This window comes from Nocardia sp. NPDC051787, assembly GCF_040681325.1.
GTDB lineage: Bacteria > Actinomycetota > Actinomycetes > Mycobacteriales > Mycobacteriaceae > Nocardia.
The window spans coordinates 1-26,655 of record NZ_JBFAYO010000055.1 but is presented as its reverse complement, the minus strand read 5'-3'; the positions used below and the strand labels follow the sequence as shown (position 1 = coordinate 26,655).

24 protein-coding genes are annotated in these 26,655 nt (G+C 65.8%); 11 read left to right on the top strand and 13 right to left on the bottom strand.

Translation table 11 applies throughout. The features are described 5' to 3' along the window. Positions 1-231 precede the first annotated feature (231 nt). Positions 232-393, bottom strand: coding sequence for a hypothetical protein (locus AB0M45_RS33015; protein ID WP_364337263.1), 162 nt, complete (start codon positions 391-393; stop codon positions 232-234). A gap of 50 nt (positions 394-443) precedes the next feature. Here AB0M45_RS33015 and AB0M45_RS33010 point away from each other — a divergent pair, with 50 nt between their 5' ends. The 3 genes from AB0M45_RS33010 (at position 444) to AB0M45_RS33000 (ending at position 3,232) form a co-directional block, all read left to right on the top strand. Next, on the top strand, positions 444-698 hold the full coding sequence (locus AB0M45_RS33010; RefSeq protein ID WP_364337261.1) for a hypothetical protein: 255 nt from the start codon (positions 444-446) through the stop codon (positions 696-698). A 1,092-nt stretch (positions 699-1,790) separates the two neighbouring features. Continuing rightward, a complete protein-coding gene (locus AB0M45_RS33005) occupies positions 1,791-1,985 on the top strand; it encodes a ferredoxin (RefSeq protein WP_364337259.1) in 195 nt (64 codons plus the stop codon). Between the two features lie 20 nt (positions 1,986-2,005). Continuing rightward, positions 2,006-3,232, top strand: coding sequence for a cytochrome P450 (locus tag AB0M45_RS33000; RefSeq protein WP_364337257.1), 1,227 nt, complete (start codon positions 2,006-2,008; stop codon positions 3,230-3,232). A gap of 74 nt (positions 3,233-3,306) precedes the next feature. Here the strand turns inward: AB0M45_RS33000 and AB0M45_RS32995 are convergent, their stop codons facing one another. The 5 genes from AB0M45_RS32995 to AB0M45_RS32975 all read right to left on the bottom strand — a co-directional run bounded on the left by AB0M45_RS32995 (position 3,307) and on the right by AB0M45_RS32975 (position 8,904). Then, positions 3,307-4,797 carry a glyceraldehyde-3-phosphate dehydrogenase gene (locus AB0M45_RS32995; protein WP_364337255.1) on the bottom strand — a complete coding sequence of 497 codons (1,491 nt, stop codon included), beginning with the start codon at positions 4,795-4,797 and terminating at the stop codon, positions 3,307-3,309. Between the two features lie 550 nt (positions 4,798-5,347). Next, the gene (locus tag AB0M45_RS32990) at positions 5,348-6,118 is read right to left on the bottom strand and encodes a MerR family transcriptional regulator (RefSeq protein ID WP_364337252.1); all 771 of its coding nucleotides are present in this window, start codon (positions 6,116-6,118) and stop codon (positions 5,348-5,350) included. A 28-nt stretch (positions 6,119-6,146) separates the two neighbouring features. Then, positions 6,147-6,968: an alpha/beta hydrolase gene (locus AB0M45_RS32985; RefSeq protein WP_364337250.1), complete on the bottom strand. Its 822-nt coding sequence runs from the start codon at positions 6,966-6,968 to the stop codon at positions 6,147-6,149. A gap of 592 nt (positions 6,969-7,560) precedes the next feature. After that, entirely contained in the window at positions 7,561-8,214 is a 654-nt protein-coding gene (locus AB0M45_RS32980) for a hypothetical protein (RefSeq protein WP_364337248.1), read from the bottom strand. A gap of 105 nt (positions 8,215-8,319) precedes the next feature. Then, positions 8,320-8,904: a TetR/AcrR family transcriptional regulator gene (locus AB0M45_RS32975; protein ID WP_364337246.1), complete on the bottom strand. Its 585-nt coding sequence runs from the start codon at positions 8,902-8,904 to the stop codon at positions 8,320-8,322. A gap of 95 nt (positions 8,905-8,999) precedes the next feature. Here AB0M45_RS32975 and AB0M45_RS32970 point away from each other — a divergent pair, with 95 nt between their 5' ends. After that, the gene (locus tag AB0M45_RS32970; RefSeq protein ID WP_364337244.1) at positions 9,000-10,139 is read left to right on the top strand and encodes an acyl-CoA dehydrogenase family protein; all 1,140 of its coding nucleotides are present in this window, start codon (positions 9,000-9,002) and stop codon (positions 10,137-10,139) included. A 76-nt stretch (positions 10,140-10,215) separates the two neighbouring features. Here the strand turns inward: AB0M45_RS32970 and AB0M45_RS32965 are convergent, their stop codons facing one another. The 3 genes from AB0M45_RS32965 to AB0M45_RS32955 all read right to left on the bottom strand — a co-directional run bounded on the left by AB0M45_RS32965 (position 10,216) and on the right by AB0M45_RS32955 (position 11,695). Then, entirely contained in the window at positions 10,216-10,797 is a 582-nt protein-coding gene (locus AB0M45_RS32965; RefSeq protein ID WP_364337243.1) for a carboxymuconolactone decarboxylase family protein, read from the bottom strand. Further along, entirely contained in the window at positions 10,797-11,081 is a 285-nt protein-coding gene (locus AB0M45_RS32960; protein WP_364337242.1) for a hypothetical protein, read from the bottom strand. Before AB0M45_RS32960 ends, AB0M45_RS32965 begins: the two co-directional genes overlap by 1 nt. Before the next feature lie 350 nt (positions 11,082-11,431). After that, the gene (locus AB0M45_RS32955; protein ID WP_364337241.1) at positions 11,432-11,695 is read right to left on the bottom strand and encodes a hypothetical protein; all 264 of its coding nucleotides are present in this window, start codon (positions 11,693-11,695) and stop codon (positions 11,432-11,434) included. A 289-nt stretch (positions 11,696-11,984) separates the two neighbouring features. Between AB0M45_RS32955 and AB0M45_RS32950 the strand changes: the two genes are divergently transcribed. Together AB0M45_RS32950 and AB0M45_RS32945 are read left to right on the top strand one after the other, a co-directional pair. Beyond that, entirely contained in the window at positions 11,985-13,634 is a 1,650-nt protein-coding gene (locus AB0M45_RS32950; protein ID WP_364337240.1) for an esterase-like activity of phytase family protein, read from the top strand. 200 nt (positions 13,635-13,834) lie between these two features. Next, positions 13,835-15,079, top strand: coding sequence for a glycosyltransferase 87 family protein (locus AB0M45_RS32945; RefSeq protein WP_364337238.1), 1,245 nt, complete (start codon positions 13,835-13,837; stop codon positions 15,077-15,079). A gap of 43 nt (positions 15,080-15,122) precedes the next feature. On the opposite strand, the gene AB0M45_RS32940 is transcribed toward AB0M45_RS32945, so the two are convergent. Further along, positions 15,123-16,208, bottom strand: a complete 1,086-nt coding sequence (locus AB0M45_RS32940; protein ID WP_364337236.1) for a metallophosphoesterase — start codon at positions 16,206-16,208, stop codon at positions 15,123-15,125. A gap of 764 nt (positions 16,209-16,972) precedes the next feature. Between AB0M45_RS32940 and AB0M45_RS32935 the strand changes: the two genes are divergently transcribed. Continuing rightward, the gene (locus tag AB0M45_RS32935; protein ID WP_364337234.1) at positions 16,973-17,188 is read left to right on the top strand and encodes a hypothetical protein; all 216 of its coding nucleotides are present in this window, start codon (positions 16,973-16,975) and stop codon (positions 17,186-17,188) included. A 50-nt stretch (positions 17,189-17,238) separates the two neighbouring features. On the opposite strand, the gene AB0M45_RS32930 is transcribed toward AB0M45_RS32935, so the two are convergent. Continuing rightward, positions 17,239-17,475: an alpha/beta fold hydrolase gene (locus AB0M45_RS32930; protein WP_364337232.1), complete on the bottom strand. Its 237-nt coding sequence runs from the start codon at positions 17,473-17,475 to the stop codon at positions 17,239-17,241. A gap of 54 nt (positions 17,476-17,529) precedes the next feature. On the opposite strand from AB0M45_RS32930, the gene AB0M45_RS32925 reads away from it, so the two are divergent. The 3 genes from AB0M45_RS32925 (at position 17,530) to AB0M45_RS32915 (ending at position 24,886) form a co-directional block, all read left to right on the top strand. After that, positions 17,530-17,937: a hypothetical protein gene (locus AB0M45_RS32925; protein ID WP_364337230.1), complete on the top strand. Its 408-nt coding sequence runs from the start codon at positions 17,530-17,532 to the stop codon at positions 17,935-17,937. Positions 17,938-18,208: 271 nt separating this feature from the next. Next, entirely contained in the window at positions 18,209-19,027 is an 819-nt protein-coding gene (locus AB0M45_RS32920; RefSeq protein ID WP_364337228.1) for a class I SAM-dependent methyltransferase, read from the top strand. A gap of 396 nt (positions 19,028-19,423) precedes the next feature. Next, the gene (locus AB0M45_RS32915; protein WP_364337226.1) at positions 19,424-24,886 is read left to right on the top strand and encodes a carboxyl transferase domain-containing protein; all 5,463 of its coding nucleotides are present in this window, start codon (positions 19,424-19,426) and stop codon (positions 24,884-24,886) included. Here AB0M45_RS32915 and AB0M45_RS32910 read toward each other — a convergent pair. Together AB0M45_RS32910 and AB0M45_RS32905 are read right to left on the bottom strand one after the other, a co-directional pair. After that, positions 24,852-25,361 (bottom strand): recombinase family protein, encoded by a 510-nt coding sequence (locus AB0M45_RS32910; RefSeq protein ID WP_364337224.1) that lies wholly within the window; start codon positions 25,359-25,361, stop codon positions 24,852-24,854. The genes AB0M45_RS32915 and AB0M45_RS32910 overlap by 35 nt on opposite strands. Positions 25,362-25,445: 84 nt before the next feature. After that, on the bottom strand, positions 25,446-25,568 hold the full coding sequence (locus AB0M45_RS32905; protein WP_364337221.1) for a hypothetical protein: 123 nt from the start codon (positions 25,566-25,568) through the stop codon (positions 25,446-25,448). A 58-nt stretch (positions 25,569-25,626) separates the two neighbouring features. On the opposite strand from AB0M45_RS32905, the gene AB0M45_RS32900 reads away from it, so the two are divergent. Continuing rightward, positions 25,627-26,250, top strand: a complete 624-nt coding sequence (locus AB0M45_RS32900; protein ID WP_364337219.1) for a hypothetical protein — start codon at positions 25,627-25,629, stop codon at positions 26,248-26,250. Positions 26,251-26,655 lie beyond the last annotated feature (405 nt).

The following is a 26,655-nucleotide window of genomic DNA, read 5'->3' as shown; positions in this document are numbered from 1 at the left end:
TATATCGAGTTGCGGTACAATCAGATTCGGCTTCATTCCGGAATTGACTATCGGACACCGAACGAGGTAGAGTCCGAATGGTTCGAACGGAACAACGCAGCTTGAGGAAACCAAAAACTCGCTGTCCGAAAGCTTTCCGGCTCCTCAATACTGGCGGTTGGGTTTGCTCAGTCGCTCAACAGGATTCGCTTCCGGATTCCGGTTTTGCTCGGCCGAACATCTGGCGTTTGATCATCTTGATCCGTTGACGTGTCCCTCGGCCGGTCCGCTGCTCCAGGGCAGCGTCAAACCCGCAGTGACAGCGTCGAAGTTGCGGCGCAGGCCGCGGTCGATGAGGAAGGGGCCGCAGTCGATGATCGTCGAGTCGCCCCTGGAATCGGAGGGTGTTGCCATGCTGCGTGCGCTGATAGAACAGTGTGAGATCCCGCAACGGAAGGAACCCAATGGGGCGAACAATTCCCGCGACTGCCGCGCCGGTACGCCGCACCCTGGTTGTAGCGCTGATTGCCGCGGCGATCGGGGCGCCGAGCGCGGTGACGGCGACTGCCGAGGCGCCGCCGACTCGGGATGACGGCTTTTGCATCGATGAGAAGACGCGCGTGCGCAACGGGTTGCGCGTCAGTGACCCCAATTGCATTCATGACCACGGCCGCTACCACAATCACGAGCGCTTCCATATTCCGCCGACTCATTCTTGAACCCGGCTACCTCCCGAAGGTTGGGGCTTCATGACCACAGACGCGCACGCGGTGCAAGGTCAGGTGCCCGTGCGTCGCGGCCACCTCGGCAGTCACTTCGAAGCCGAGCCGCCGGTAGAACCGTAGGTTGCGCTCATCCGAGGCTTCCAGAAACGCAGGGACACCGGCCTGCTCGGCGGCTTGCATGCCGGGCAATACGATGGTTTACCAAAACCCTTGCCTTGCGCCGATAGCCGCAGCCCCGTCCGTGTGGGATGCGTCCACACCGCCACCGCGTCACCATCGTCGGCGACCCAGACCCGACCAGTGTTTCAACCCGACGTGTCCCACCAACAGCCGCTGCATCGCGCTCACTCGTTCGGATGCCACCACATGACGTAACCAGGGACAGTCGGCAAAAGCCCCCTCCCAACGTCTCGGTAGCACGGGGTGTCAACATCGCGCCAATGCTGGATCGGGCACAAATTTCGTGATGTCGCATGCCGGGATATTCAGTCGCTCAACAGAATTCGTCTCCTGAGAAGGTCGGTTTTCGCGCGGCCGAACATCTGCCGTTTGAGCATCTTGATGCGGTTGGCGTGTCCTTCGACTGTTCCGCTGCTCCAGGACATGGTCAGCCCGGCGGTGACCAACCCGCCGCTCTGATCACCTCGATCTGCAGACCGTCAAGATGCGGGAACATGACCCTCAGCGGAGCAAGATCAGAACACCGCGACATGATGAACTATCAACCGCCCCTTCGCATCCCGAATGGGTCAATCACGAAGTCTGTGCCAGATCCAGCCTTGGGCGGGCCTTGACGCAACGCGCCGCCACTGCTTCAGGCCCGCGTCAGGCTTGGCCGACGCCTGTTCGTCATCCCTTGTCCGATGTGACCAGGCCGAACGCCGTGTCAGTGGACGTGTCAGCTCGGTATCAGGTCGGTATCAGGCGGGCTGGCGACAGTGTTCCGGTGAATAGTTCAGCAATTGCAGCTTCTGGGCAGCGAAAGGCATACGGGGACAAGGCGATCCTCGATGACATCGAGCCGCGCACCGACGCGTTCATCTACGGCGTGCGCCCCTCCTGGTCATCTGGGCGGAGGGGTAACTGATGGAACTCAGGGTCGACCGGGAGCGCTGCGTCAGCGGCGGCATGTGCGTACTGACCGCCCCCGGAGTCTTCGACCAGGACACCGAGGACGGCCGGGTGGTGGCGCTGGACCCCACACCCGCGCCCGAGCGAGAGCCGACCGTCCGCGAGGCCGCCCAGGTGTGCCCGTCCGGCGCAATCACCGTCATCCAATAACCACCACGAAAGGAAATCCAATGAGTGAAACGGTTCCCGTCCCGCACGGCCTCCCCATGGAGCGCGATGCGGGCCCCTTCGACCCGCCCCGACAGATCACCCGGCTGCGCGAGGCTCGCCCGGTCAGTCCTATGGTCTTCCCCGATGGTCACGAGGGCTGGCTCGTTACCGGCTACGACGCGGTCCGCCAGCTCATGGCCGACACCCGGTTCAGCTCCCGCCAGGACATCGGCGTCGTCCACGTGCCGTACGAGACCCCCGGCATGCCCGTCGCCACCGAGCCGTCCCCGCAGATTCCGGGCTTGTTCATCGCCATGGACCCGCCGGAGCACACCCGGCTGCGGCGCAAGCTCACCGGCGCCTTCACCGTCAGGCGCATGAAGCAGCTCGAGCAACACATCATCGACATCACCGAGCGGCAACTGGACGAGATGGCGCGGCTGACCCCGCCGGTCGACCTGGTGAAGGCGTTCGCGCTGGCGGTGCCCTCGCTGGTGATCTGCGAACTGCTCGGTGTCCCCTACGCGGACCGGGAGAACTTCCAGGTCAACTCCGCCAAGTTCCTGGTCAAGGACCAGCCGCTCGACGAGAAGATGGCCGCGTACAGGGCCATGACCACATATCTCGCCGAACTGGTCACGCGCAAACGCACCGAACCCGGCGACGACCTACTGTCCGACCTGGCCCGCCACGACGACCTCGGCATCGAGGAACTGACCGGTATCGCCTTCCTTCTGCTGCTCGCGGGCCACGAGACCACCGCCAACATGCTGGCGCTTGGCACCTTCGCGCTCCTGGAGCACCCCGAGCAGCTGGCGGAACTGCGCGCCGATCCGGATCTGGTCCCCGATGCCGTCGAGGAACTCATGCGCTACCTGTCCGTTGCCGACATCTTCTATCGCTACACCACGGAGGACATCGAACTCGGCGGTGAAACAATCCGCAAGGGATCGACCGTCGTTGTCTCGTTGCTGGCCGCCAACCACGACCCCCAGCGCTTCGACAACCCCGATACCCTGGACATCCACCGCAAGGCCCGCGGTCACCTGTCCTTCGGCCACGGCGTCCACCAATGCCTCGGCCAGCAACTGGCCCGCATCGAGATGCGCGCCGGTTTCGCCGGACTGGTGCGTCGCTTCCCGACCCTCGAGCTCGCCATCCCCGCCAGCGAGGTGAAACTCAGGACCGACATGAATATCTACGGCGTCCACGAACTGCCGGTCACCTGGACGGAAACGGCCCGGTAAACCATCGGCCGAGCGCGTGTGGGAAACGTGCATTCAGGGCTGTGCAGGCAGGCTTCACCGCATAGTTCGGCGAGTTACCGCGCGTCGCTCGCAGTCAGCACGCGAGCGTCGGCGGCGGGGTCCAGCCGCGCGCCGACCTGCGGGTAGGTCGGATATTCGATGCCCGAGATGTACTGCACCGTCCGCACCACCTGGCACGAGTAGCCGAATTCGTTGTCGTACCAGACATACAGAATCGCGGTGTCATCCTCGACGATCGTGGCATTGGCATCGATGATCGACGCTGCGCGCGATCCGATGAAGTCGCTGGAAACCACGTCCGTGGCGGCGGTGTAATCGAGGTTTCGGCTCAACGGTCCGGCGAGTGAAACTTGACGCAGGTACGTGAGCACTTCGCTCTTCGTCGTCTTCCGCTCGAGCTGAAGGTTCAGAATCGCGACCGATACGTCAGGGGTGGGAACACGAATCGAGTTGCCGGTGATCTTGGCCTTGAAATCCGGCATCGCCTTCGCTACCGCGGACGCGGCACCGGTTTCGGTGAGCACGAGATTGAACGGCGCGGACCGACCGCGGCGGTCCGCCTTGTGATAATTGTCCAGTAGGTTCTGGTCGTTGGTGAATGAGTGAACCGTCTCCACGTGCCCGCGGATGATGCCGTACTCGTCATCCATGGCCTTGAGCGGCGGAACAATCGCGTTGGTCGTGCACGAGGCACATGAGAAGATCTGCTGCGAAAGGTCCAGGGTGCGGTGGTTGACGCCGTGCACGATATTCGGAATGTCGCCCTTACCGGGCGCGGTGAGAACGACCTTCGCGATGCCGGGGCGCAGGTGCTGCGACAGCCCGTCACGATCACGCCACCTACCGGTGTTGTCGATCAAGATCGCGTTCGTTATCCCGTATGCGGTGTAGTCGATCGTCGTCGGATCATCGCTGTAGATGAACTTGATCACGTTCCCGTTCGCGGTGATCGTGTCATTGCCGGTATCGACCTTGATCGTGCCGTTGAAGTGACCGTGAACTGAATCCCTGCGAAGCAACGACGCACGCTTGGCCAGATCGCCGTCGCCTCCTTTGCGCACCACCACGGCGCGCAGGCTCAACCCGTTGCCGGATCCGGCCTTCTCGATGAGCAGCCGAGTGACCAGACGACCGATGCGGCCGAAGCCATAGAGGACGACATCTCTGGGGCCTGGTGACTGAGCCTTGTTGCCGTTGGTCACCTCGGCCAGCACCGCTGCGGTGAACTCGCGGATCGAGAGTCCGCGATCGTCGGCGCGATAGGTCATGACCAGCTGACCGAGATCGATCTTGCAGGGGCCCAGATCCAGCTCGCTGAGTACTTGCAGGAAGGGAAGGGTCTCGTCCACCGACAACTCTTCGCCCTCGATCTGCCTCGCGAAGCGGTGCGTCCGCAGGATGCTGATCACCGACTTGTTCACCAGCGACCGGCTGTGCAGCAGGATCGTCACGCCCTTCCCTCGATACAACGTGCCGATGATGGGAATCATCGCCTCAGCGGCGGCTTCCTGGGCATTCCAGCGGTCAAGTTGTTCGGTAGTCAACGCAGGTCCTCGGATTTCCTCGATTTGTTCGCCGTGTCGATGCTAATGAGGGCCGCGATATCACCGAGGCCGGATACCCACTCGTGAGATCGCCGGGAACTCCGTGGCGATCACCCCGCTTCGAACAAGACTGCTGGCTCGGGTTGTTGCAGGCACCTATCGAACACCATCCCCACCGCTGATCCGCCGAGTCGAGTAGAGAGGCCGGCAGGGCACTGCGGTCCAACCCGTACGCCACCCGCGCCTGAAACCACTATTCCGGAGACGTCCCCACCCGCACAGCCGGAGACCGCCCACGACGCTCAACAACCAGCCCGGCGACCCGCTACTCAGTCATGCCGAAGGGGTCTCCGCACTCACCGGGGGCCGGTTCGGACACTGTATTGATTTTGGAGGTCGTGATGGGTCGCCGACCGTCGCACGGTGGGCGCGCTCCGCGCCCCAGACCCGCCTCTGGCAGGTCGTCACGTACATCGACAATGCCTGCGGCGCAGCCGGATCCAGGACGGTCCAGTGCCGGTTTGTCGGCGCAAGCCAGGGTTTCGACGCCCTATGGTGGGTCTGTTCGCTCGAGCTTGGTCCAGCCGCTCCAGCCTCGCTGCTTCAGTAGCTCGGTCAGTCGACGGGCCGGCGGCCAGGAATCGAACGCCAGCGTGTCCAGCAGTTCGACCAACGGTGGCTCGATGTCGGGATCATTGAGACAGTCCTCGCCCTGCTCGTCGGCAATCTGTTTGACATACGAGGCCATCTTGTCGGCCAACTCGGCAAGGTTGCGGTCGTCGGTCCGATCCATCGCCTGGCCCAGCGTGAGATAGAAGTCGATGAGCTGCGGGTCGGCGATCTGTTTCCGCTTGCGTGTGATCCAATCGGGGACCCGCTCCGGCGAACGCGCGACCAGCGGGATCCAGCCGTCGCGTTCGACCTGGACGATCCGCTCGTCGACGCCGAGCGCCCGCAATTGGTCGAGAAACTCGACCAGCTCCGGAGGCAGCGCCAAGTTGTCCCCGGCAGCGAGGCGGGCGATCCGATTGCGCAGCCGCTGCCGCTGCCGAATCTCTGCCCGCAGCTGCTTGTCGATGTCTGCGACCGCCGCCGCGAACTCCTCTGCGCCTGCCTGTAGGAGTTCCCGCACGCGCGCCAACGGAACCCCGGCCTCGGCCAGCGTCCGGATCCTGATCAGCTCGACCACAGTAGCGGCGTCGTACCTCCGATAACCGGAGTGGTCCCGTTCCGGCTCCGGCAGCAGTCCTTTGGCGTGATAGTGCCGCACCGCTCGTACTGTCACTCCGGCGTACGAGGCCACCTCACCGATGGTCAGCATCGGACCGGTCTCCTCGACCTGGGAACTGTTACGAAGTTGCCTGGCAGGCTTGGCCCTGCGTGTCCCGGATGATCCGGGCGATGTCCTGAGCGTGGGTGACGACCAGTCCGTGACCGGCGTCGAGCCACGATGTGGAGATGTGCGGCTGGTCGCGGACCAGCCGCTCGATACCGGCTCGCCAGTTCTGATTGCGCCATGGTGCCCGCCCTTCGCCGCTGTCGCCGGCCATCGAAGTCGACATGATCATGCTGATGGGACAAGCGATTTTCCGATACCGGTCGAGGATTGCAGACCGCACCACATCCACCTCGAGGTTCAGGTCGAGCATTTCCTGTGCGGTGAGCACCACCTGATGCGGGGTGCCCTCGGCACCCTCGGGCCATGTCGCGAGGCCGTCGAGCATTGCACGGAACTCCGGGAGATCGGTCTCGGTGATGAATGGTTCGGGCACCGGGTTCGCCCCGTCGATGAGAACCATCTCAGCGGCGGTGCCGGGATACTCGGAGGCATAGTGCACGACCAGGTCCGCACCCAGCGAGTGGCCCACGAGCACGGGCGCCGAGGGCAGGTCGAGGCGTCCGACCTCCGCCATAACAGCGACGAAATCGCCCAGGAACGCCTCGAAAGAGTACCGGTCGGCGGTCGAGGAGAGGCCATGACCCCGCAGGTCGAAGGTGACCACGTCATGATCGCGCCGCAGCAGCTTGGTCAGCTCGTGCAGATCAGCCTGTGTCGTGCGGAGTCCAGGGCACAGGACGAGCGGTCGTCCCCGACCGCCGCGAGACACCGCAATCGTGATGTCGTCGTGGTGAACGGTGAATTGCCGCGTCGCATCGGTTTTCGTAGTCATGCCACCATGCTGAGAGGTTGACCCTGCGTCAGGGTCAACCGTCGGGAACGCCGGTCATCGGCGAACTGTGCCGTCGGCCGTGAGATGAGATCCGTTGGTCCGCTGTACACTTGGCGCAACTACGACCAACTAGCCTATGGCTCGACCCCGGTCGACACTCACGGGATTCCGTTCACTGATTCCGCGCAGAAGGTCACCGATACACGGGGCCTGTCGCGCAGTTTGGCCGCGCAGCCGCTGGACTTCACCGAGTGGTACTTTCCGACCAAATTGGCCAGCGATACATACCAGTTGGGCGCTCCCGAGATCGTCAGGCACTGCATCCATCCCTCCGCCCTCGACGCCAACCCCACCCTCAATCTGGTCGGCGGTTCCGGGGTCGCCTTGGCAAGCGGCCATCCAGGCCGCGGTACCAGAGTGGTGGCCGCGGGCTACCACCACCTCGATGTGCTCACCGCGGCCGCGAAACAGAACAACGGACAACGGAGATCGTCTCAATCGATCTCGCCCGTTTTGCCCTCGAGATCACCCGGTCGCACTAGCCTTTCCGCCACCGTGCGCAGGCCGCGAAGGTATCGGCGGTGGCGCGCGATCAGCAGGTCACGTCCACATCGGCAGCCTGGTTGAACGACACATGCACATGGTCGTAGTGATTGGCGGTCGGACTCCCGCGGTTTTCCATGTACGACCAACCGCTGCCGTCGTTGTACCGCTGCCGCCAGATCACGTAGTTGACACCGAAGCGCCGCTTGTTGGCCAGCACGTATTCGGCGATCGCGTCGCCGCGCGCGGAATCGGATGTCATGAAATCGAGCGCTAGGCCGGCACCGTGGTCGCCGTCGCGACGGCCGACGGCACCGCCGATGTCGGTGATGCCGAACGTCTTCTTGAGCAGATTGCCCACCTGTGCCACGTGCGGCTGTGTGCCGACGAGTTCCGTCGAACACGGTACCGAGGGAGGCGGTGGGGGCGGGTGCTGTTGGGCTTGCTTGGCCGACGGTGGTGGTAGCTCGGCTGCGGCCGCTGCCGCCACCGGTGCCGGCTGAGTCGTCGACGGCACGGTGGTCGTGGCCGCGCCGGACTCGACGGCGGACGACGGCGGCGAATCGACTACCGCGGCATGCTGCGCAGCTGGGCTCGGTCGTATCGCCACCCACAGCACAACGGCGACAGTCGCCGCGATGCCACACGCAGCCAGGCGTGTGAGCTTCCGGGCTGCGGTCGGTTTGCGATGTTGACCAGGCATGGTGTCGGTTACCGGTTCAGTCGGGAAAAGGTCACCGATACATTACGAAACGGTCGCGGAAATGTCACGCCCAGTGGTGACGATGCGCCTGGAAGGGCGATCGAGCTATGCGCTGATTCCGGCGGTGAGGATGGCGGCCAGCTCCCGATAGGCATCGGAGTCGTCGAGACCGGTTCGGGTCCGGACGGTCCCGCGCTGGATTCGGGCCATCATGGTGGCGGCGAGGTCGGCGGCGAAGGCGGCGTGGACGGCGCGGAAGTCGCCGGCCTTCACGCCCTCGTCGATCAGTTCTTGAACGCGGCGGGCGGCGATCTGTGTGTTCGTTTCGTAGATCTCGCGCGCTGGCATGAAGGCGTGCAGGTCGACCATGAACTGGCTCGACGCAGGCGCGAGCGCGGTGCCGACGGCTGACAGATAGGTGGCGACGCGCTCGCGTGCGGTGGTTATGGGCGCGATGGCCGCCTCCACATCCTCGGTGGCGCGCCGGAAGAAGTGCACGGTTGCGGCCCGGACCAGCTGTTCCTTGCTGCCCGCGAGGGTGTACAGCGTCGATTTCGAGCAGTGCAGGCGGGCGGCGATCTCGTCCAGGGTGAGGTGCGCGAACCCTTCGGTGAGGAACAGCTCGACCAGGGTGTCGAACAGTTCGCTGCGTCTGCGGGTGGGGAAGCTGCCACGAGTGAGCTGATCCATAGCGTCGAATAGTACTGAAGCGCCCCTTGCGGTACTGTTCGCAATCAGTACTCTGAAGAGTAATGCAGTACTGATTGTCGTAGCCGAGGTGATGTGTGTCCGTTGAACGGTTGCTCCCCAGCGAGGAATCTCGTGATCTGATCCAGCTCACACGGGAGATCGCCGACAAGGTTCTCGCTCCGATCGTCGATCAGCACGAGCGTGACGAGACCTATCCCGAGGGAGTCTTCGCCACACTTGGTGAGGCTGGGTTGCTCAGCCTGCCGTACCCGCAGGAGTGGGGCGGCGGCGGTCAGCCGTACGAGGTGTATCTGCAGGTGCTCGAGGAAATCGCCGCACGGTGGGCTGCGGTGGCGGTGGCGGTGAGCGTGCACAGCCTGGCCTGTCACCCACTTCTCGCGTTCGGCACCGAAGAGCAGAAGCAGCGATGGCTACCGGACATGTTGGGTGGCAACCTGATCGGCGCGTACAGCCTGTCCGAGCCGCAGGCCGGATCCGATGCCGCCGCGGTCGCCTGTAAGGCCGCCGCGGTGGAGGGCGGCTACCGCGTCACCGGGACAAAGGCGTGGATCACCCACGGCGGCAAGGCCGACTTCTACAACCTGTTTGCGCGCACGGGAGAGGGTTCGCGCGGCATCACCTGTTTTCTCGTGCCGGCCGACACTGCTGGGTTGAGCTTCGGCAGGCCGGAACAGAAGATGGGCCTGCACGCGGTGCCGACTACGACAGCCCACTACGACGACGCGTTCGTCCCCGCCGAGCGCCGAATCGGCGACGAGGGGCAGGGTCTGCAAATCGCTTTGAGCGCACTGGATTCCGGCCGCCTCGGCATCGCTGCGGTCGCTACCGGGCTGGCGCAGGCAGCGCTGGACGAGGCCGTCTCCTACGCCCGGGAGCGGACAGCGTTCGGAAAGCCGATCATCGATCACCAGGGACTGGGGTTCCTGCTCGCCGACATGGCCGCGGCCGTCGACTCCGCGCGGGCGACCTATCTGGACGCCGCGCGCCGCCGCGACGCGGGGTTGGCGTATTCGCGGCAGGCAAGTGTGGCCAAGCTGGTCGCCACGGATGCCGCGATGAAGGTGACCACCGACGCGGTGCAGGTGTTCGGCGGTTATGGCTACACGCGTGATTTCCGCGTCGAGCGCTACATGCGCGAAGCCAAGATCACACAAATCTTCGAAGGCACCAACCAGATCCAGCGCCTGGTCATCAGCCGCTCCCTCGCGCGGTAACCCATATCCCCGCCGGCAGCGGGCGGGCAGGCCGAACCGCGCGGGCGGCGGCGTGTCCGACGGTAGAGCTGCAGTCCTATCGGTAGCCCCGTTTGAGCAGGTACTTGGCTCCTGCCTCGAAGCCGGCGGGGCTGAGCTGTTCGAAGTCGAAGGCGTCGGCGAGCCGGTCGGTGGTGTTGAATGCGGCGCAGACTGCAAGCGCGTGCTCGACCTGCTGGCGCGTGACACCTGCGGACAGCACTTCCCGCATGTCCTCGGCGCCCACGGTTGCTTCCCGGGTCAGCTTGCCGAGCATCCGCAGCGTTGCCCGCAGGCCCTCCTCGATGGGGGCCGATTCCAGGTCGGTCAGCACCGCTCGAACCTTCGCGTCGTTCTGGTATGCCTGTCCCGCGGTCGCGGTGTGCGCGCCGATGCAGAACGTGCATTCGTTGACCTTGGACACGAAGGCCGCCATCAGCTCTCGATCGGCTACCGACCAGGCGGAGGGCCCCCGCATCGCCTCGTGGGTGAACGTCTTCGCCCGGGCGCCGTAGAAGTCGGGCCGGTAGAAGACCAGCTTGGCGGCGTCCGGTACCGAATGCCCGGAGAATATCCGGATGAGTGTGAACAGCACCTTGGTCCCGGGGCGGTAACCGCGGTTGAGGATGTCGAGTCGCATTATCTGGCCTCGTCGCTACCGGTTGCTTCGACCAAGGCTGCCAGTCCCGCCTCGTACAGCCGGGCGGACTGGCCGACCGCAGCGGAGACGACCAGCTCGAACAGCTGATCCTCGCTGAAGCCCGCGGCCTTGGCTGCAGCGAAGTCCGCGTCGGTGACCTGCGTCGGCCTCATAGCAACCTTGTCGATCAGCACGTGCAAGGGCGGGGGGACATCGGCGTTGCGGAATGCGCGGGCGCGCTGGTCCGCAGATGCCCTGCCTTTTCCGTTCAGGACACGGTCCACCAGAGCACGATGCGCTGCTTGCTTCTTGTCCTCATATGGCACAGCGGCTCGCCTCTCCTCCGGTTCAGCTATTTTCCCTCACGTGCATAACGATAGGCGCTCGCTATAGACCGGTGACGACACTATCGCCGTGATCGCCCGCGAACTGTTCACCGTGTGTGATCCGCGCCTCCCGCACGCCACATCCACCAGCTCGGAGCCCACGACGAACTCCTCTCCCGGCACGTGTGGCAGTAAGGCGGTGCGCAGATACTGCGTTCCATCAGCCGCGCAGCGAGTACGAGTGCGACCCAGCGCGCTTGCTGGCAGACCGTCCCGATCGCTCACGTCGTCGCGCCTTGCCGGTCGGCTCAGCGATCGGTGATCCCGATCGGACGGTGGACGGCCTCGTGAATCACCGACCAGAACGTCGTCGTCAGCAGCGCCAACGGCAGCAGTGCCCAACCCCACGCGGGCTCGCGCGGCAACAGCAGAAGCGGTAGCGCGAAGAGCTGGAGCAGAGTGAGCACGACCGCTACGGCGGTCAACCACGATCCGATCCGCCGCCTGTCCTCGCGGCGCTGCGCGCGGACAGCGTTGCCACTGCGCCGTTCGGTCATCTCGCCCTCGGTCACTTCTCCGGTCTTCCTCCGGAAGCCGAGCCTGCACGATCTGCCCCACGAACAACCCCTACGCGGGCTGCCGCACCCCTTACGTCCGTGCAACGAAACAGTGTTGCGGCAGAACAGTTATTCACTGGGGAGTCGACCACTAATATCGCGACGGACCTACGCGGCGGGCCGGCGGTACCGGTCGCGCTGTGAGTCGGTTCGGTGCGGATAAGGGGCTCGTACGGCGGCGTGCCGGCGGAGGTGCGGGCCCGGCGGGTTCACGTTCGACGAGCGGAAGAAGGTGGCGGCGTTGATGTCCACGTCGATCATGCAAACATGCGGCGGTCACCTGCGACTCCTATACTCGCGCCTCATGATCGGCCGCCGGATGGTCCCGGTAACCGCGGGGATTGTGGTAATCGCGACGGCTGTGGCGGCGTGCTCGACAGGGTCGCGTGTCTCGTCGACCGCGGCGCAACAGCTCAGCACAGGCGTCGACCAGGAGCTCACCCTCATGCCGGGACAACTTCTGGCGGCCACCGGCGGCGCCACGCCCGTGGCGTTCGCCCAGCCTTCGCACGGAAAGATCAGCTACGGCCAAGGCGGTAGCATCGTCTACACCCCGCACAAGGGCTTCTCCGGTACCGAACAGCTGCGGGTGACCACCACCGATGCGGTGAAAATCTACGCCGTCGACGCCCCGTCGGTCGCCACCGTCGGCGGTGTGGAGATTCAGAGCAGCGCCTACGGCTCGGCTATTGCCCTCGTCCCCGGCAAGGCCGACGAGGTCTACGGCCTCACCGACCGCGGACCGAATGTCGCCGGCCGCACGGACAACGAAAAGGTCTTGCCGGTTCCCGACTTTCACCCGCAGATCAGGGTGTTCCGGCTCAGCGACGGCACTGCGATATCGGGCAAGACCATCACCTTGTCGGGCCCCGACGGACAACCATTGGTCGGCCTGGTGAACCTCGAGGCACAAACCGGCGAAAACCTTGTCACCATCGACGGCAAGCCGCTGCCTCCCTCCGACCGCGGTCTGGACACCGAGGGGCTGGTCGCGCTGTCCGACGGCACCTTCTGGGTGTCCGACGAGTACGGGCCCTTCATCGTGCACTTCGACGCCAATGGCAAAGAGCTGGAACGGCTCTCGCCGTTCAACGGCTCACTGCCGCGCGAACTGTCGCTCCGCAGCGCGAATCAAGGGATGGAGGGTCTCACCATCACGCCCGACGGTTCCACACTCGTCGGCATCATGCAGTCAGCTCTGAAGACACCGGGGCTCGGGGGCTCCGCGAAATCGGTACCGCTCACCAGGATCGTCACCATCGACCTGGCGACCAAGGCCGTCAAAGAGTACCTGTACCCGCTGGCCGATCCGCAGAAGACCAAGGTCGCTATATCCGAGATCACCGCGCTCAGCAACACCGCTTTCCTGATCGACGAGCGCGACGGCGAACTACAACCCGGTGGCGATAAGAAAATTTTCGTCGCCGACATCTCCGGCGCCACGGATGTGGGGCCCGGCGCCACCGTGCCGGGCAGCACGTATCGCGCGGACGCCGGTGGGCTGCAGGTGGACGGCAAGCCGATCGAGACAGCCATCGGGGTCACCACCGACACCGAGGCCATCGACAAACTGAAGACCCTTGGTATCACCGTCGCGTCCAAGACACCGAAGCTGGACCTGGGCGGTCTGTTGATCGGGCTCAATGACAAGGGCGAATTCTTCGGGCACGACAAGATCGAGGGTCTGGCCACCCCGGACGGCGGAAACACGCTCGTCATCGCCAACGACAGCGATTTCGGCTTGGCCGGCATCGCCTCGGAGACAACGCCCTTCACCCTCGAGCCGAAGACGCTTGCGAATGGGCGGCCGGATACCGGCGAGTTCCTAGTGGTCGACAGCACCGAACTCCCGGCCCGAACCCAGACCGCCACCATCTCGATCAAGGTCGGCTGACCAGCGACCGGGCGCCGAGTCCTGCCGCGGCACTACTTGCTCCTGGATGTGCTGGCGCTGCGTGAATGCGGCAACGCTGCCGGCGTTCGGGTGGTCGATCCAACCAAGTGCCCCATTGCATCTCGGGTTGGGGACGTGTGTCGCGATGGTTAGGCTGCGGCCTTGTGTGCGGGCTGTCGTCGGTGTCGAGGTTGTGGTTGGTGTGGGGTCTTACTCGGACGCTGATGGTGGTGTTCACCGGTGTAACGGTGTTGCCGCACAGCGTTTGGGATGCCTCGGCCGCGGATTTGGCTCTGTACCGGGAATGGGCCGAGGTGATCGTGTACCAGAGCGTCTTCCCGCTGTATGACGAGCGGTGGCAGTACCCACCCGGTGCGGGAGCATTGCTGGTGGTGCCCTGGCTGTTCGGCGGCGGGCACGGGTACAACTGGTGGTTCTTCGCGTTGGTTGCCGCCGCGGACGCGGGCGTGCTGTGTTTGTTGATCCGGGCCGCGCGGCGCGACGGCCGGGTGGCAGCCCGGAGAGGGCCGTGGGTGTGGGTGGTCGGGGTGGCATTGCTCGGCCGCGTCTGTTACGGCCGATTCGATCTGATCGTGGCGGCGACCGCGGTCGTAGCGGTGCTGTGGGCGCCGCGACGTCCGGCGGCCGCCGGCGCGGCCGTTGCCGCCGGGGTGTTGCTGAAGGTGTGGCCGGTGGTGGTTGTGCTGGGGCTGCGCTGGCCGGCACTGTGGCGGATGAGCGCCGCAGCGGCTGGTGCCGGCGCGCTGGCGGCCGCGGGACTGACGGGGTTGGGCCCAGGCGCGTGGTCGTTCCTGCAGTTTCAGTCCGAGCGTGGGTTGCAGATCGAATCTGCCGCTGCCACACCGCTGTTGATCCTCCGGCTGTTGGACGGCGGCTGGAGCATCGTGCATCGCTACGGGGCCGAGGAACTGTCGGGGCCGTGGGTGTCCACGATGGCCCGAGGGTGCGTTGCCGCCACGATCATCGGTGGTGTGGTGCTGCTGACCATCTGGTGGCGGGCGCGCCCTCCGGCAGCGGATCTGGCGTTGGCCGCGGTGCTACTGGCTTTGCTGACCAGCCGGGTACTCAGCCCGCAATACCTGGTGTGGGCGGTGGCGGTGGCCTCGGTCTGCGCACTGGACCGGCGCACCACACAGCGACCTGTGCTGAGGCTCGTGCTGGCGACGGCGCTTGTGAGCCAGGTGGAATTCCCGTTCGTCTACGACCGGGTGGCCACCGGAAGCTGGCCAGGAGTAATGGTTCTGACAGTGCGCAACGGCCTGCTGGTGTGTGCGACCGTGTGGTCGGTTGTGCGGCTGTGCCGCGGCCGGGCTCGATCTGGAGCCGCGGCTACGCCTGGTACCGCGGGGCGGTGTTGTGCAGTCGAGCGTGCCGGTATTGCTGATCCGCAAAGGCTGCCCTGTGCGGCTGACGTATCTGCTTGATCCCGGACAGATCGCGGTACACCACATGGTTTCGGTCGGCGAGTCATCCCAGACTGTAGCGTGATTGCAGCCCGAACAGCTGAGTGCGGGTGCGGGCGCTCCAGCGCCGGGCGGCGGCCGTGCGGGTGGTCTGGAAGGTGACCATGTACCCGCCCTCGTACAGTCGCAGCAGCGAGTACCCGGCAGGGTATTCCTTGATCGAGGCCACCTCCAGAAACTCCACCGGGATGGGGATGTCCGGGCGCGTTCGTCGATTGCGGTGAGTGTGCCTGCTGTGGTGCAGGACCACTCCCGGGGAGCGCTCGTAGAGCCGGTGCACGGTGGCCGCGTCGTGCCGGTCGAGCACGAAGCCCGGGCCGCCGAGGTTGCTCAACGCCGACTCCCGGGTCACCGGATGATGGCCGAAAACCAGTGTCGGCTGGCCGGGCTCGTCGCGCAGCACGCTGCGCAAGCGAGACATCTGCTCGGCGTCGATGCGGCCGCCGGAGCCGTCGAGATCAGTCGTGTCGAGACCGATCCCCCGCAGCCCGTCCAGGTTGTAGCTCAACAATCGCTGTCGAGGCAGAAAATGCGAGCCCCAGCAGTCGTGGTGCGCGGTGCCCGGCAGTCGCGGACCCGACTGCCAGTCCGCGCCGACCCGCGGCCGGTCGTGATTTCCGCGGCACACCAACAGGTCTCTGCCCAGCTCGCCCCAATTGTCGAGCCGACGTCGCAGATGGCGAGATTCGCTCGGCCTGCCGCCGCTGGTGAGATCGCCTGCCAGCACCAGGTGGTCGACGTTGCGATCCGGCTCGCGTACGTCGGTCAACAGCGCTTCCAGCATCACGACCGGATACGGGGCCATTCCGGGCTCCTGCCGCACTCCGGTCGGCAACGCGTCCACGATCTGGCCGCTTACCTCCTCGCCGAAGTGCGGGTCGTTGGCCAGCGCGATAGTGCGCAACAGCCGCCCTGGTGGCGGTGTCAGGGTGTGGAACTCGTGGTTCTGCTCGTCGTTCCACCAGCGCATCGTCGAACCGGACACCGCCCGCGTGCCTCGCGAGCGCGCCTCCAACCGGTAGCGCCTGCCGGGTTCGAGCCCGGTGACTTCGACGTAGTGGAAGGCGGTGGGTGTGGCATCGGAGTGCACGACCGGTCGGTCTGCCGCCAGGTTCCTGAATAGGCTTCTGCGTGTGTCGGCCTCAGTTCATGGAACATGCGATCAGGAGCTGAACTCGCCGGACGTCCGCTCGGACCTTAGTTCGGTCGACTCGCCATCCGAAGGTGTGACGCGCAGGTCCTGCGGCAACCGCGGGAGGACCGTGTGGCCCGGGTCTTGCCAGAGAGCGGTGACCGGCATGCCGAGCCGACGGCTTCGCGCCTGATCGGCTTCGTCGTGGATGTTGTCGATGTATTCGCTGGCTCAACAAGCGATGTGATGTGGATCACATGGATCTAGCAAACTCCCTGGATAGGCGGCGATATGCAGGCGCACCTGCGGTTTTCTATGGCGACTTACGCGCTGGCGCTAGGCATAGTTAACTGATCGTGCATAAACTGTGACCAAGTCGAAATCAAATAAAGGATTGCCGGGAAGGTCGATAGCCGGTGGACGCTCGGTCGCGACGACCGCACGTTCCGCAAGCTGCCCTCGGGGTCGGCCAGCAGAGTTCCGCAACAAGCTCGCGATCTGCAGATCTGCCCCTCTCTTATCGCATCGAGGATATCGGGACCCCGCGACACCGCGGTCGGTCACGCGATGACGAGACGGTAGCCGCGCGTGACCAAGTCGCCAAGAGTCACTGCCCACAGCCAACCACCGTGACCGGCAGATTTGACCTCCGGCGAGCCGAGCACGCCATCTAGAAGGACAGATTCAGAGAACAACCCACTGCGGTCAGGAAGGAATTGCCAATGCCCACGCAGGCCGGAAACGCGCTACCCCAGGACTTCAGTCGCTGGACCGAACTGGTCGACCGCGCCGCACACGCGGAGAACGAAGTCGAGCGGGAGAAGCCCGCCTTGGCTGCGGCAGAGCTGGAAGAGAAGTGGATCCGCGCGGCCGCCGAAGACTGGCGAACGCTGCACGACCAATGGTGCGAAAAAGTTGGCCGGCTGTGTGAAGTCTGAGGACGCTCTGCTCTGAGTCGGGCAGCCGAATCGAACGAACAGTGTTGTGCTCACCGCGCCGCCGCTCGCACGGAGTCGGCGACTTCGCCGGGCTTGGACACCAGTGACGCGTGGGATGCGTCGATCTCGCGGGTCCGGGCGTGCATCCGGTCGGCCATGAATCGCTGTGCGGCAGATGGAATGGCCTGGTCTCGGGCGGAACCCAGGTACCAGCTGGGTGTCGATGCCCATGCGGGAGCGCCGGAGGGTTCCAAACCCTGGCCGCGGTCGCGATCCAGGCCGGGCACGCCGCCGATCGCCCAGGTGGGCTACAGGTCCAACTCGCATGCACCGCATTCGTCGTGCTGCGTCTCGGCCAATGCCGGCACACCGCAGCCCAAGAGACGGCCGCGATCATCTTCGACGAGGACCCACCGCATTTCGGCAATACCGTGCTGCCGGACCTGATCGAAGCAGCCGTCCGGAACAACGACACCACCACCGCCGAGCAAGCTCTGAAACGACTGGCCGATCGCGCGGGCGCCAATGAAACTCCGTGGGCCAGGGGGGTACTGGCCCGCAGCCGCGCCCTGTTGGCCGACGACTCCGCGGCCGAGGAGCCATATCTCGAAGCCCTGTCGCCGCGGCAGCGGACACCATTGACCACAGAGGTGGCACGCACCCGACTGCTGTACGGCGAATGGCTACGACGTAGACGCCGTCGCCGCGACGCACGCCGCCAGCTGCCACAGTCAGCAACGATTCCATGATCTCCGAGGGCGACGACACAGCCGCCGCGGTCGGGTGGTCAGACCGTCATCAGTTGGATGCACGACTGTATCGCCGACATGGCGTGATCTGGCGTCGACGGGGAATCCGCCGCGATTGCCGGGTTCCCAAGGTTCCGGTTTGTTCTGACCTTTGCCGGGTAAACACCTGCTCGGCAGTACCCGTGCTCGGGTCAGGCAACAGCGGCCCGCCCAGGGCTCAATAGCCATCTTCGGCAGCGTTTGCCTGCCCCAATCGCAGAGGGAGTATCAGATGACCGGATCCGGGCCTGCTGATCTCAAGAGGCGGCATCGCGCAATGTGGGCACTGGGCGACTACTCTGCTGTCGCCACCGAGGTGATCCCCCGGCTGGGCCGGCGTCTCGTCGAGGCCTGCGGTATCGGTCCGGGTCAGCGGGTGCTGGATATTGCGGCCGGGTCCGGCAACGCCGCGATCCCGGCCGCGGAGACCGGTGCGGAGGTAGTGGCGAGCGACCTCACGCCGGAGCTGTTCGAGGCAGGTCGGCGTATCGCCGCCGCACGGGGAGTCGACCTGCAGTGGCAGGAAGCCGACGCCGAGGCATTGCCCTACGCCGATGCCGAGTTCGACGTCGTAATCTCCTGCGTCGGCGTCATGTTCGCGCCGTTCCACCAGGCGGCCGCGGACGAAGTAGTGCGCGTCACCAAGCCGGGCGGCACGATCGGGCTGATCAACTGGACACCCACCGGATTCATCGGACAGATGTTCGCCACGATGAAACCGTACGCTCCGCCGCCCCCGCCCGGTGCGCAGCCGCCACCGCTGTGGGGCGACGAGACGCATGTCCGGTCGCTCTTGGGCGATCGTGTCGCCGACCTGCAGTTGCGGCGCGAATACGCGGTCATCGATCGTTTCTCCGACGGCACCGAGTTCCGTGACTTCTTCAAGGCCTACTACGGACCGACGGCCGCGGTGTACAAGGCCATTGCCGCCGAACCCGATCGGATCGCGCAATTGGACCGGGAACTCGCGGATCTCGCTTCCCAACACGACCTGGGCAACGGGCGGATGGAGTGGGAGTACCTGTTGGTCACCGCACGCCGATCCGCCTGACCTGGTCATGCCCTCAACCGAGTGCGCGGCCGTGCCGGATCCACGCGTGGAACTTCTCGCTGGACCAGGTCTTTCGTATGCCGCCCGAGTTATATCGGATCGGATCGGATGAACCTGAAATACCGAAATCCTCAGGGATACACCGAACCGGGTGCCGCGGGGCCTCTGTAAACCACGGGTGGGTGGCCGGTGAGCCATCGGTGTGCGCCTATAGACCGATGGGATGCGACGATCGCACGGTGTCACCTGCGCCGGAGAGCGCGACACTCCGAGATACGGGCGAGTAACACCCGCGCGCTGTGCACATACGTGGAATATAGGTGCACACTACGCGGGAGAGTCGCAAACCTCGCCCGTCGACCGGGGCCAGTGTTTTGGAGAGGAAGGAGCTGGCGAGTGTTCAGCCGCATCGCCATCGTGAATCGCGGAGAGGCCGCCATGCGCCTCATCCACGCCGTCCGGGACTTGGCCGCGGAGACCGCGCGACCGATCGAAACGGTCGCTTTGCATACCGATGTCGACCGGAACGCGACGTTCGTGCGTGAGGCCGATATCGCCTACGACCTCGGTCCGGCGTCGGCGCGACCGTACCTGGATCTGAAGGCGCTCGAGCGTGCGCTGGTGGCAACCCGCGCGGACGCGGCCTGGGTCGGCTGGGGTTTCGTCGCGGAAGACCCAGCGTTCGCGGAGCTGTGCGAAGAAATCGGCGTCACCTTCATCGGCCCCAGCCCGGAGGCCATGCGCAAGCTCGGTGACAAGATCGGCGCGAAGCTGATCGCCGAGGAGGTCGGCGTACCGGTCGCGCCGTGGAGCCGCGGCGAAGTCGAATCCGTGGACGCCGCGCTGACCGCCGCGGCCGAGATCGGCTACCCGCTGATGCTGAAGGCAACCGCGGGCGGCGGCGGCCGCGGTATCCGGGTGATCACGAACGAGGCCGAGCTCGTCGATGCCTACGAGCGCACCCGCCAGGAGGCCGCACGGGCCTTCGGCAGCGGCGTGGTGTTCCTGGAGCGCCTGGTCACCGGAGCCCGGCACGTCGAAGTCCAGGTGATCGCGGACGGCCAGGGCACCGCGTGGGCGCTCGGCGTCCGGGACTGCTCGGTGCAGCGGCGTAACCAGAAGGTCATCGAGGAATCGGCGTCACCGGTGCTGCGTCCCGAGCAGGCAGCCGAGCTCAAGGCGTCGGCCGAACGGCTGGCGATCGCGGTCGGTTATCGCGGCGCGGCGACGGTCGAGTTCCTCTACCACCCCGGTGAAAAGCTGTTCGCATTCCTCGAGGTCAACACCCGCCTGCAGGTGGAACACCCGATCACCGAATCCACCACCGGGTTCGATCTGGTCAAGGCGCAGCTGTCGGTGGCGTCCGGCGGCCGCCTCGAGGGCGACCCGCCGGCCGAGCGCGGGCACGCCATCGAGGCCCGGCTGAACGCCGAAGACCCCGATCGCGACTTCGCGCCCGCCCCGGGCCGCATCGCGCTGCTGGACCTGCCGGCTGGGCCGGGCATCCGCGTCGACACCGGCGTCAGCGAGGGCGACACCATTCCCGCCGACTTCGACTCGATGATCGCCAAGATCATCGCCTATGGCCGTGACCGAGAGGAAGCGCTGGGCAGGCTGCGCCGGGCAGTGGCGCAGACCAGGGTGATCATCGAGGGCGGCGCAACGAACAAGAGTTTCCTGCTCGACCTGCTGAACCAGCCCGAGGTGATCGACGCGAGCGCGGACACCGGCTGGATCGACCGCGTCCGCGGTGCGGGCCGCCTCGTCTCGCACCGGCACTCCGCCATCGCGGTGGCCGCCGCCGCCATCGACGCCTACGAGGAGGAGGAGCGGGTCGAGCGGCACCGGCTGCTGTCCACGGCATCCGGCGGACGTCCGCAGGTGCAGCACGAGAGTGGTCGACCGCTCGACCTCAAGCTGCGCGGCGTCGGCTACCGCGTGCGCGTCGCACGCATCGGAGCCCATCGGTTCCGCATCGGTATCGAGGCGGGCGGCGACGTCCACACCGCCGACGTCGATCTCGAGCGCTTCGATCGGCACACCGGTCAGATCGTGGTCAACGGCACCCGGTACCGCCTGATCACCGGCACGCACGGGCCGATCCACCTGATCGATGTCGACGGTGTGACGCACCGGGTCAGCCGCGACGAGGGCGGCGTAGTCCGCTCGCCGGCCCCCGCGCTGGTCGTTGCGACGCCGCTGGAGATCGGCGCCGAGGTCGAGGCAGGCGCGCCGGTGCTGGTGCTGGAGAGCATGAAGATGGAAACGGTGCTGCGCGCGCCGTTCAAGGCACGGCTGAAGGAATGCGTCGTGTCCGTCGGCACCCAGGTGGAGGCCGGTGCACCGCTGCTGCGGCTGGAGCCGCTCGCCGAAGACGACGAGGCCGAGGACACCGCGGCGGTCGGGTCCGTCGAGCTGGACCTGCCCGCCGGGACCGCGCAGGCGCAACCGCACGAGCGCACTACCCGGTGCCAGGAGGATCTGCGCAGCCTGCTGCTGGGCTTCGACGTCGACCCACACGACGACCGCCGAGTGCTCGACGATTACCTCACCGCGCGCCGGGCCGCCATTGCGGACGGCCGCAGGCCGCTCGCCGAGGAGCTCGAACTCGTCGGTGTGTTCGCCGACCTCGCCGAGCTGAGCCACAACCGGTCGTCCGACGAGGACATCCACGGCCACGTCCACAGCGCCCGCGAGTACTTCCATACCTACTTGCAGAGCCTCGACGTCGAGCGGGCCGGGCTGCCGGAGTCGTTCCAGTCCAAGCTCGCCAAGGCACTCGTGCACTACGGTGTCACCGAGCTGGAGCGTTCCCCCGAACTCGAAGCCGCGGTCTTCCGGATATTCCTCGCCCAGCAACGCCCGTCCGACACCGTCACGGTCATCACCACGCTGCTGCGCGAGTGGCTGCAGGAGCCGGTGCCGGACCGCGTGCTGCGCGAGCCCGCCGGTCTGGCGCTGGAGCGGCTGGTGGCCGCGACGCAGGTGCGCTTCCCCGTGATCGCCGACCTCGCGCGCGGCGTGGTGTACGCCTGGTACGGCCAGCCGTTGCTGCGGCGTAATCGCGCCCGCGTGTACACCAACGTCCGCAAGAACCTGACCTACCTGGACGCGAACCCGGACACTCCCGATCGCGCCGAGCGCATCTCCGAGATGGTCCGCAGTACCGAGCCACTGGTGCGGCTGCTCGGCCAGCGTCTGGTGCGCGGCAAGCTGGACAACACGGTCATGCTCGAGGTGCTGACCCGGCGGTACTACGGCAACAAGGGGCTCACCGGTGTCCGCACCCACGAGGTGGGCGGCTGCACATTCGTGATCGCGGAGCGTGGCGGCTCGAGCCTGATGTCTGCCGCGGTGAGCTTCGACGCGCTCGACACCGCGCTGCGCGGACTCACCGAGTTGGCCGGCGGCGCCGCGTCCATCGACGCCGACATCTACCTCAGCTGGGAGAAGCAGCCAGGGGACTTCGACGCGATGGCAGCGGCGCTGCATGAGGTCATCAGCGCGCATCCGTTGCCGAGCCAGGTGCACCGGATCACCGCCACCGTCGCGGGCAGCGGCGGCGCGGTGATGCACCACCACTTCACCTTCCGCCCGTCCGCCACCGGTATGGACGAGGAGCGACTGATCCGCGGCCTGCACCCGTACATCGCGCAGCGGATGCAGATCGAGCGGCTGCACAAGTTCGACCTGACCCGGCTGCCGTCCTCGGACGACGAGGAGGTCTACCTGTTCCGGTGCGTCGCGAAAGAGAACCCGTCGGACGATCGCCTCATCGCGTTCGCGCAGGTGCGCGACCTGGCCGCACTGCGCGAGCACGACGGCCGGCTGCTCGCGCTGCCGACGGCGGAGAGCGCCATCGCCACCTGCCTCGACTCGATCCGCCGGGCGCAGTCGCGGCGGCCGTCGGCCAAACGCTTCAACACCAACCGCATCGTGATGTACATCTGGCCGCCGATCGACGTCACCCGCGACGAGCTGAAGACGATCGGCGGGCACGTGCAGCCGACGACCGCGGGCGCGGGACTGGAGGAGATTCTGCTCATCGCGCGGCAGCGTGACCTGGAGACCGGCGAGTTGACCAAAGTCGCCGTGCGCATCTCCTTCGACTCCACCGGCGGCACCGAAGTGAGCGTCGGCGAGCCCTCCGACGAGCCGGTCGAGCCGATCGACGAATACCGGCAGAAGGTTCTGCGGGCCAGCAGCCGCAACACCGTGTACCCCTACGAGTTGACCGGTCTGCTCGGTGAGTTCGCCGAGTACGACCTCGATGCGGACCACACCCTGGTGCCGGTCGACCGGCCCAAGGGGCGCAACACCGCGGCGATCGTCGCGGGGGTGGTCACCACACCAACCGAGCAGCATCCGGGGGGCGTCACCAGGGTGGTGCTGCTGGGTGATCCGACGAAGTCGCTGGGCGCACTGTCGGAACCGGAGTGCCGCCGCGTGATCGCCGCACTGGACCTGGCCGAGCGGATGCAGGTGCCGCTGGAGTGGTACGCGCTGTCGGCCGGCGCCCGGATCTCCATGGAGTCGGGTACGGAGAACATGGACTGGGTGGCGGCGGCGCTCAAGCGGATCGTCGAGTTCACCCAGGACGGCGGTGAGATCAACATCGTGGTCGCGGGCATCAACGTCGGTGCGCAGCCGTACTGGAACGCCGAGGCGACGATGCTCATGCACACCAAGGGCATTCTGGTGATGACGCCGGAGTCCGCGATGGTGCTCACCGGCAAGCAGTCGCTGGACTTCTCCGGTGGCGTGTCAGCGGAGGACAATTTCGGCATCGGCGGCTACGACCGGGTGATGGGTCCGAACGGGCAGGCGCAATACTGGGCGCCGAACCTCACCGCCGCGCGGGACGTGCTGATGTCGCACTACGACCACACCTACGTCGCACCCGGTGAACAGGCGCCGCGGCGGTCGCGGACCAACGACCCCGTCGATCGCGACGTCTCCGACTTCCCACATGTCATGGCGGGCAGCGACTTCACCACCGTCGGCGAGATCTTCTCCGCCACCGCCAACCCGGACCGCAAGAAGCCCTTCGACATCCGGACCGTGATGCGGGCGGTCTCCGACCAGGACCACCCCGTGCTGGAACGCTGGGCGGGGATGGCCGACGCCGAGACGGCGGTGGTGCAAGACGCGCATCTCGGCGGCATCCCGGTGTGCCTGCTCGGCATCGAGTCACGGAGTGTGCCGCGGCGCGGCTTTCCGTCCACCGACGGCCCGGACACCTACACCGCGGGCACGCTGTTCCCGCGGTCGTCGAAGAAGGCCGCGCGGGCGATCAACGCGGCCAGTGGCAACCGGCCGCTGGTCGTGCTGGCAAACCTGTCGGGCTTCGACGGCTCGCCAGAGTCGATGCGGAAACTGCAGCTGGAGTACGGTGCCGAGATCGGCCGCGCGATCGTGAACTTCCAAGGGCCCATCGTGTTCTGCGTGATCTCGCGGTATCACGGCGGTGCGTTCGTGGTCTTCTCGAAGGCGCTGAACCCGAATATGACCGTACTCGCGCTGGAAGGCTCGTTCGCTTCGGTGCTCGGCGGCGCTCCGGCCGCCGCAGTGGTGTTCTCCGGTGAGGTCAACACGCGCACCGCAGCCGATCCGCGGGTGCGGGACCTGGAGGCACGCGCCGCGAACGCATTCGGCACTGATCGCGCGGCCCTGACCGCGGAGCTCGACGAGATCCGGTCGTCGGTCCGCGCGGAAAAGCTCGGCGAGGTCGCGGCGGAATTCGACCGCGTGCACAATATTCAGCGCGCTGTCGAGGTCGGTTCGGTCGACGCCATTATCCGCGCCGCCGAACTCCGCCCGCGCATCATCGAGGCCATCGAAGCCCGTCTGCCCGGCTGAGTCCTGAGCCGGACTTCGTGATCGAGGATGTTGCCCGCCAACGCGTTTGGACATGAGGCAGGCGTCGGCGAGGTGCCTGACACCGTCGTCGGCGGCCTGCCGTCGTGTCCCCCGAGCGCCGCGTCGAGCAACGTTCAGTAGATAATCGGGGCGCCGGATCCTTGAACCAACGGCAAAGTGGGGGCATGGGTCCGGCGTACCGGTGGTGCCAGCGGAGGTCAGCGCCTAGCCTCTCCCAATTGCCACAGCGACCATGCGGCAGCATGGTCACCGTGTACATATGCCGAGCCGGCTGTACCTGCCGGGGGCCGAGTTTAAGTTTTCGGCCGCCGGTGCGGCCGCGGGCACGGGCGGCGGCGAGCCCGTTGCGGGTGCGTTCGGAAATCGGGGCGTGTTCGAATTCGGCTATCGCCCCGATGATTTGGAAGAACATGCGGCCGACGGCGGTCGAGCGATGTCGGGTGGAGACAGACACAGGCGCACAGTCAAGGCGGACCCAAACGGCAGCTCAGAGCAGTCCCGGGCGGTGGGCGACATCGACACCTGCGGGTCTGCGACATTACCCGACCGGCAGCGCGGTCGGGATCGGGTCGCAGGTCCAGTTCAGCATGCGTTCGGCGTCGTCTATCGCGGCAAGGTTGCTTCGGCCACTGACGGGCTGCGAGGATCCGGGGGTTGTCACGACCTGATCCCACCGCTGCGAACGCCAGGGTATCGGCCGAATGCCAGGAAGGTAGTCCATGTTCCTAGAGACCGACTTCGTTGAGATCGCGAAGGAAGCCACTCGCGATCACGTGATCGACCTCATCCAATCGCTCGGCGAGGGTGCGAATTCGATCGCGATCCTCGGCGACGAGGACCAGATCTACATGCAGACCATCTTTCTCTCCGAACGCAACGAGTTCGCGCTCGAATTCCGCAACGGCGAGCCCCGTCAGCACTACACCGTGAACATCGGATCGAAGGACACCGTGCTGAGCGCCTTCCTCAGCTACTTCGAACGGACAAACCGGTGGCGAACGATGGTCGAATGGAGGCGCGATTCTCACTACGAGGAGATTCAAGACCGGCCTGATGGTTTCGTCGACACCGAGGAGTACCTGGCCAAGGGCGGCGGGCCCCGGATCGCGATCTTCGGAGCAGCCCCCGACACCGGGAATCTTCAGCGGCAGTTGGCCGATCGCAATCACGGAGCCGACATCGAGATCATCGACATCGAACAGGACTCACGGATCGTCGCCGACTGGGGCATTGCGCACTCCGATCTACCGGTTCTGATCGCCTTCGACGACGGCATTCTGCAACGGGTCTTCCTACGCGTAGAGTCAGCCGACGTGCTGCCCGTACTCACCACCGACGGATGAGAAATACACTACGACGGCCCGTACCGACACGATGCTGCAGTTGAAATCCCGCGTCGCGATCGTGCTTGCCCCCGCCATGGCTGGTGACACCATGAACGGACCGGATGGTCTTCTCACGGGGTCCTGTACTAGCCATATCACCGCTGGACGCGCGATTCCAAGCGTCCACGCGGTGCCACTGCAAGATCAACAGGCCGAGGCCATCCATCCTGATAGGGTGCGCGGTGGTCGAGTCGAAACGTCCTCTTTTGCATGCGTATCGGTCGTTTGAATACGCGGGGTTGGCCAATCGATTGCGCAATAACCTATTTGAGGAGCCGGAAAGCTTTCGGACAGCGAGTTTTTGGTTTCCTCAAGCTGCCTTGTTCCGTTCGAACCATTCGGACTCTACCTCGTTCGGTGTCC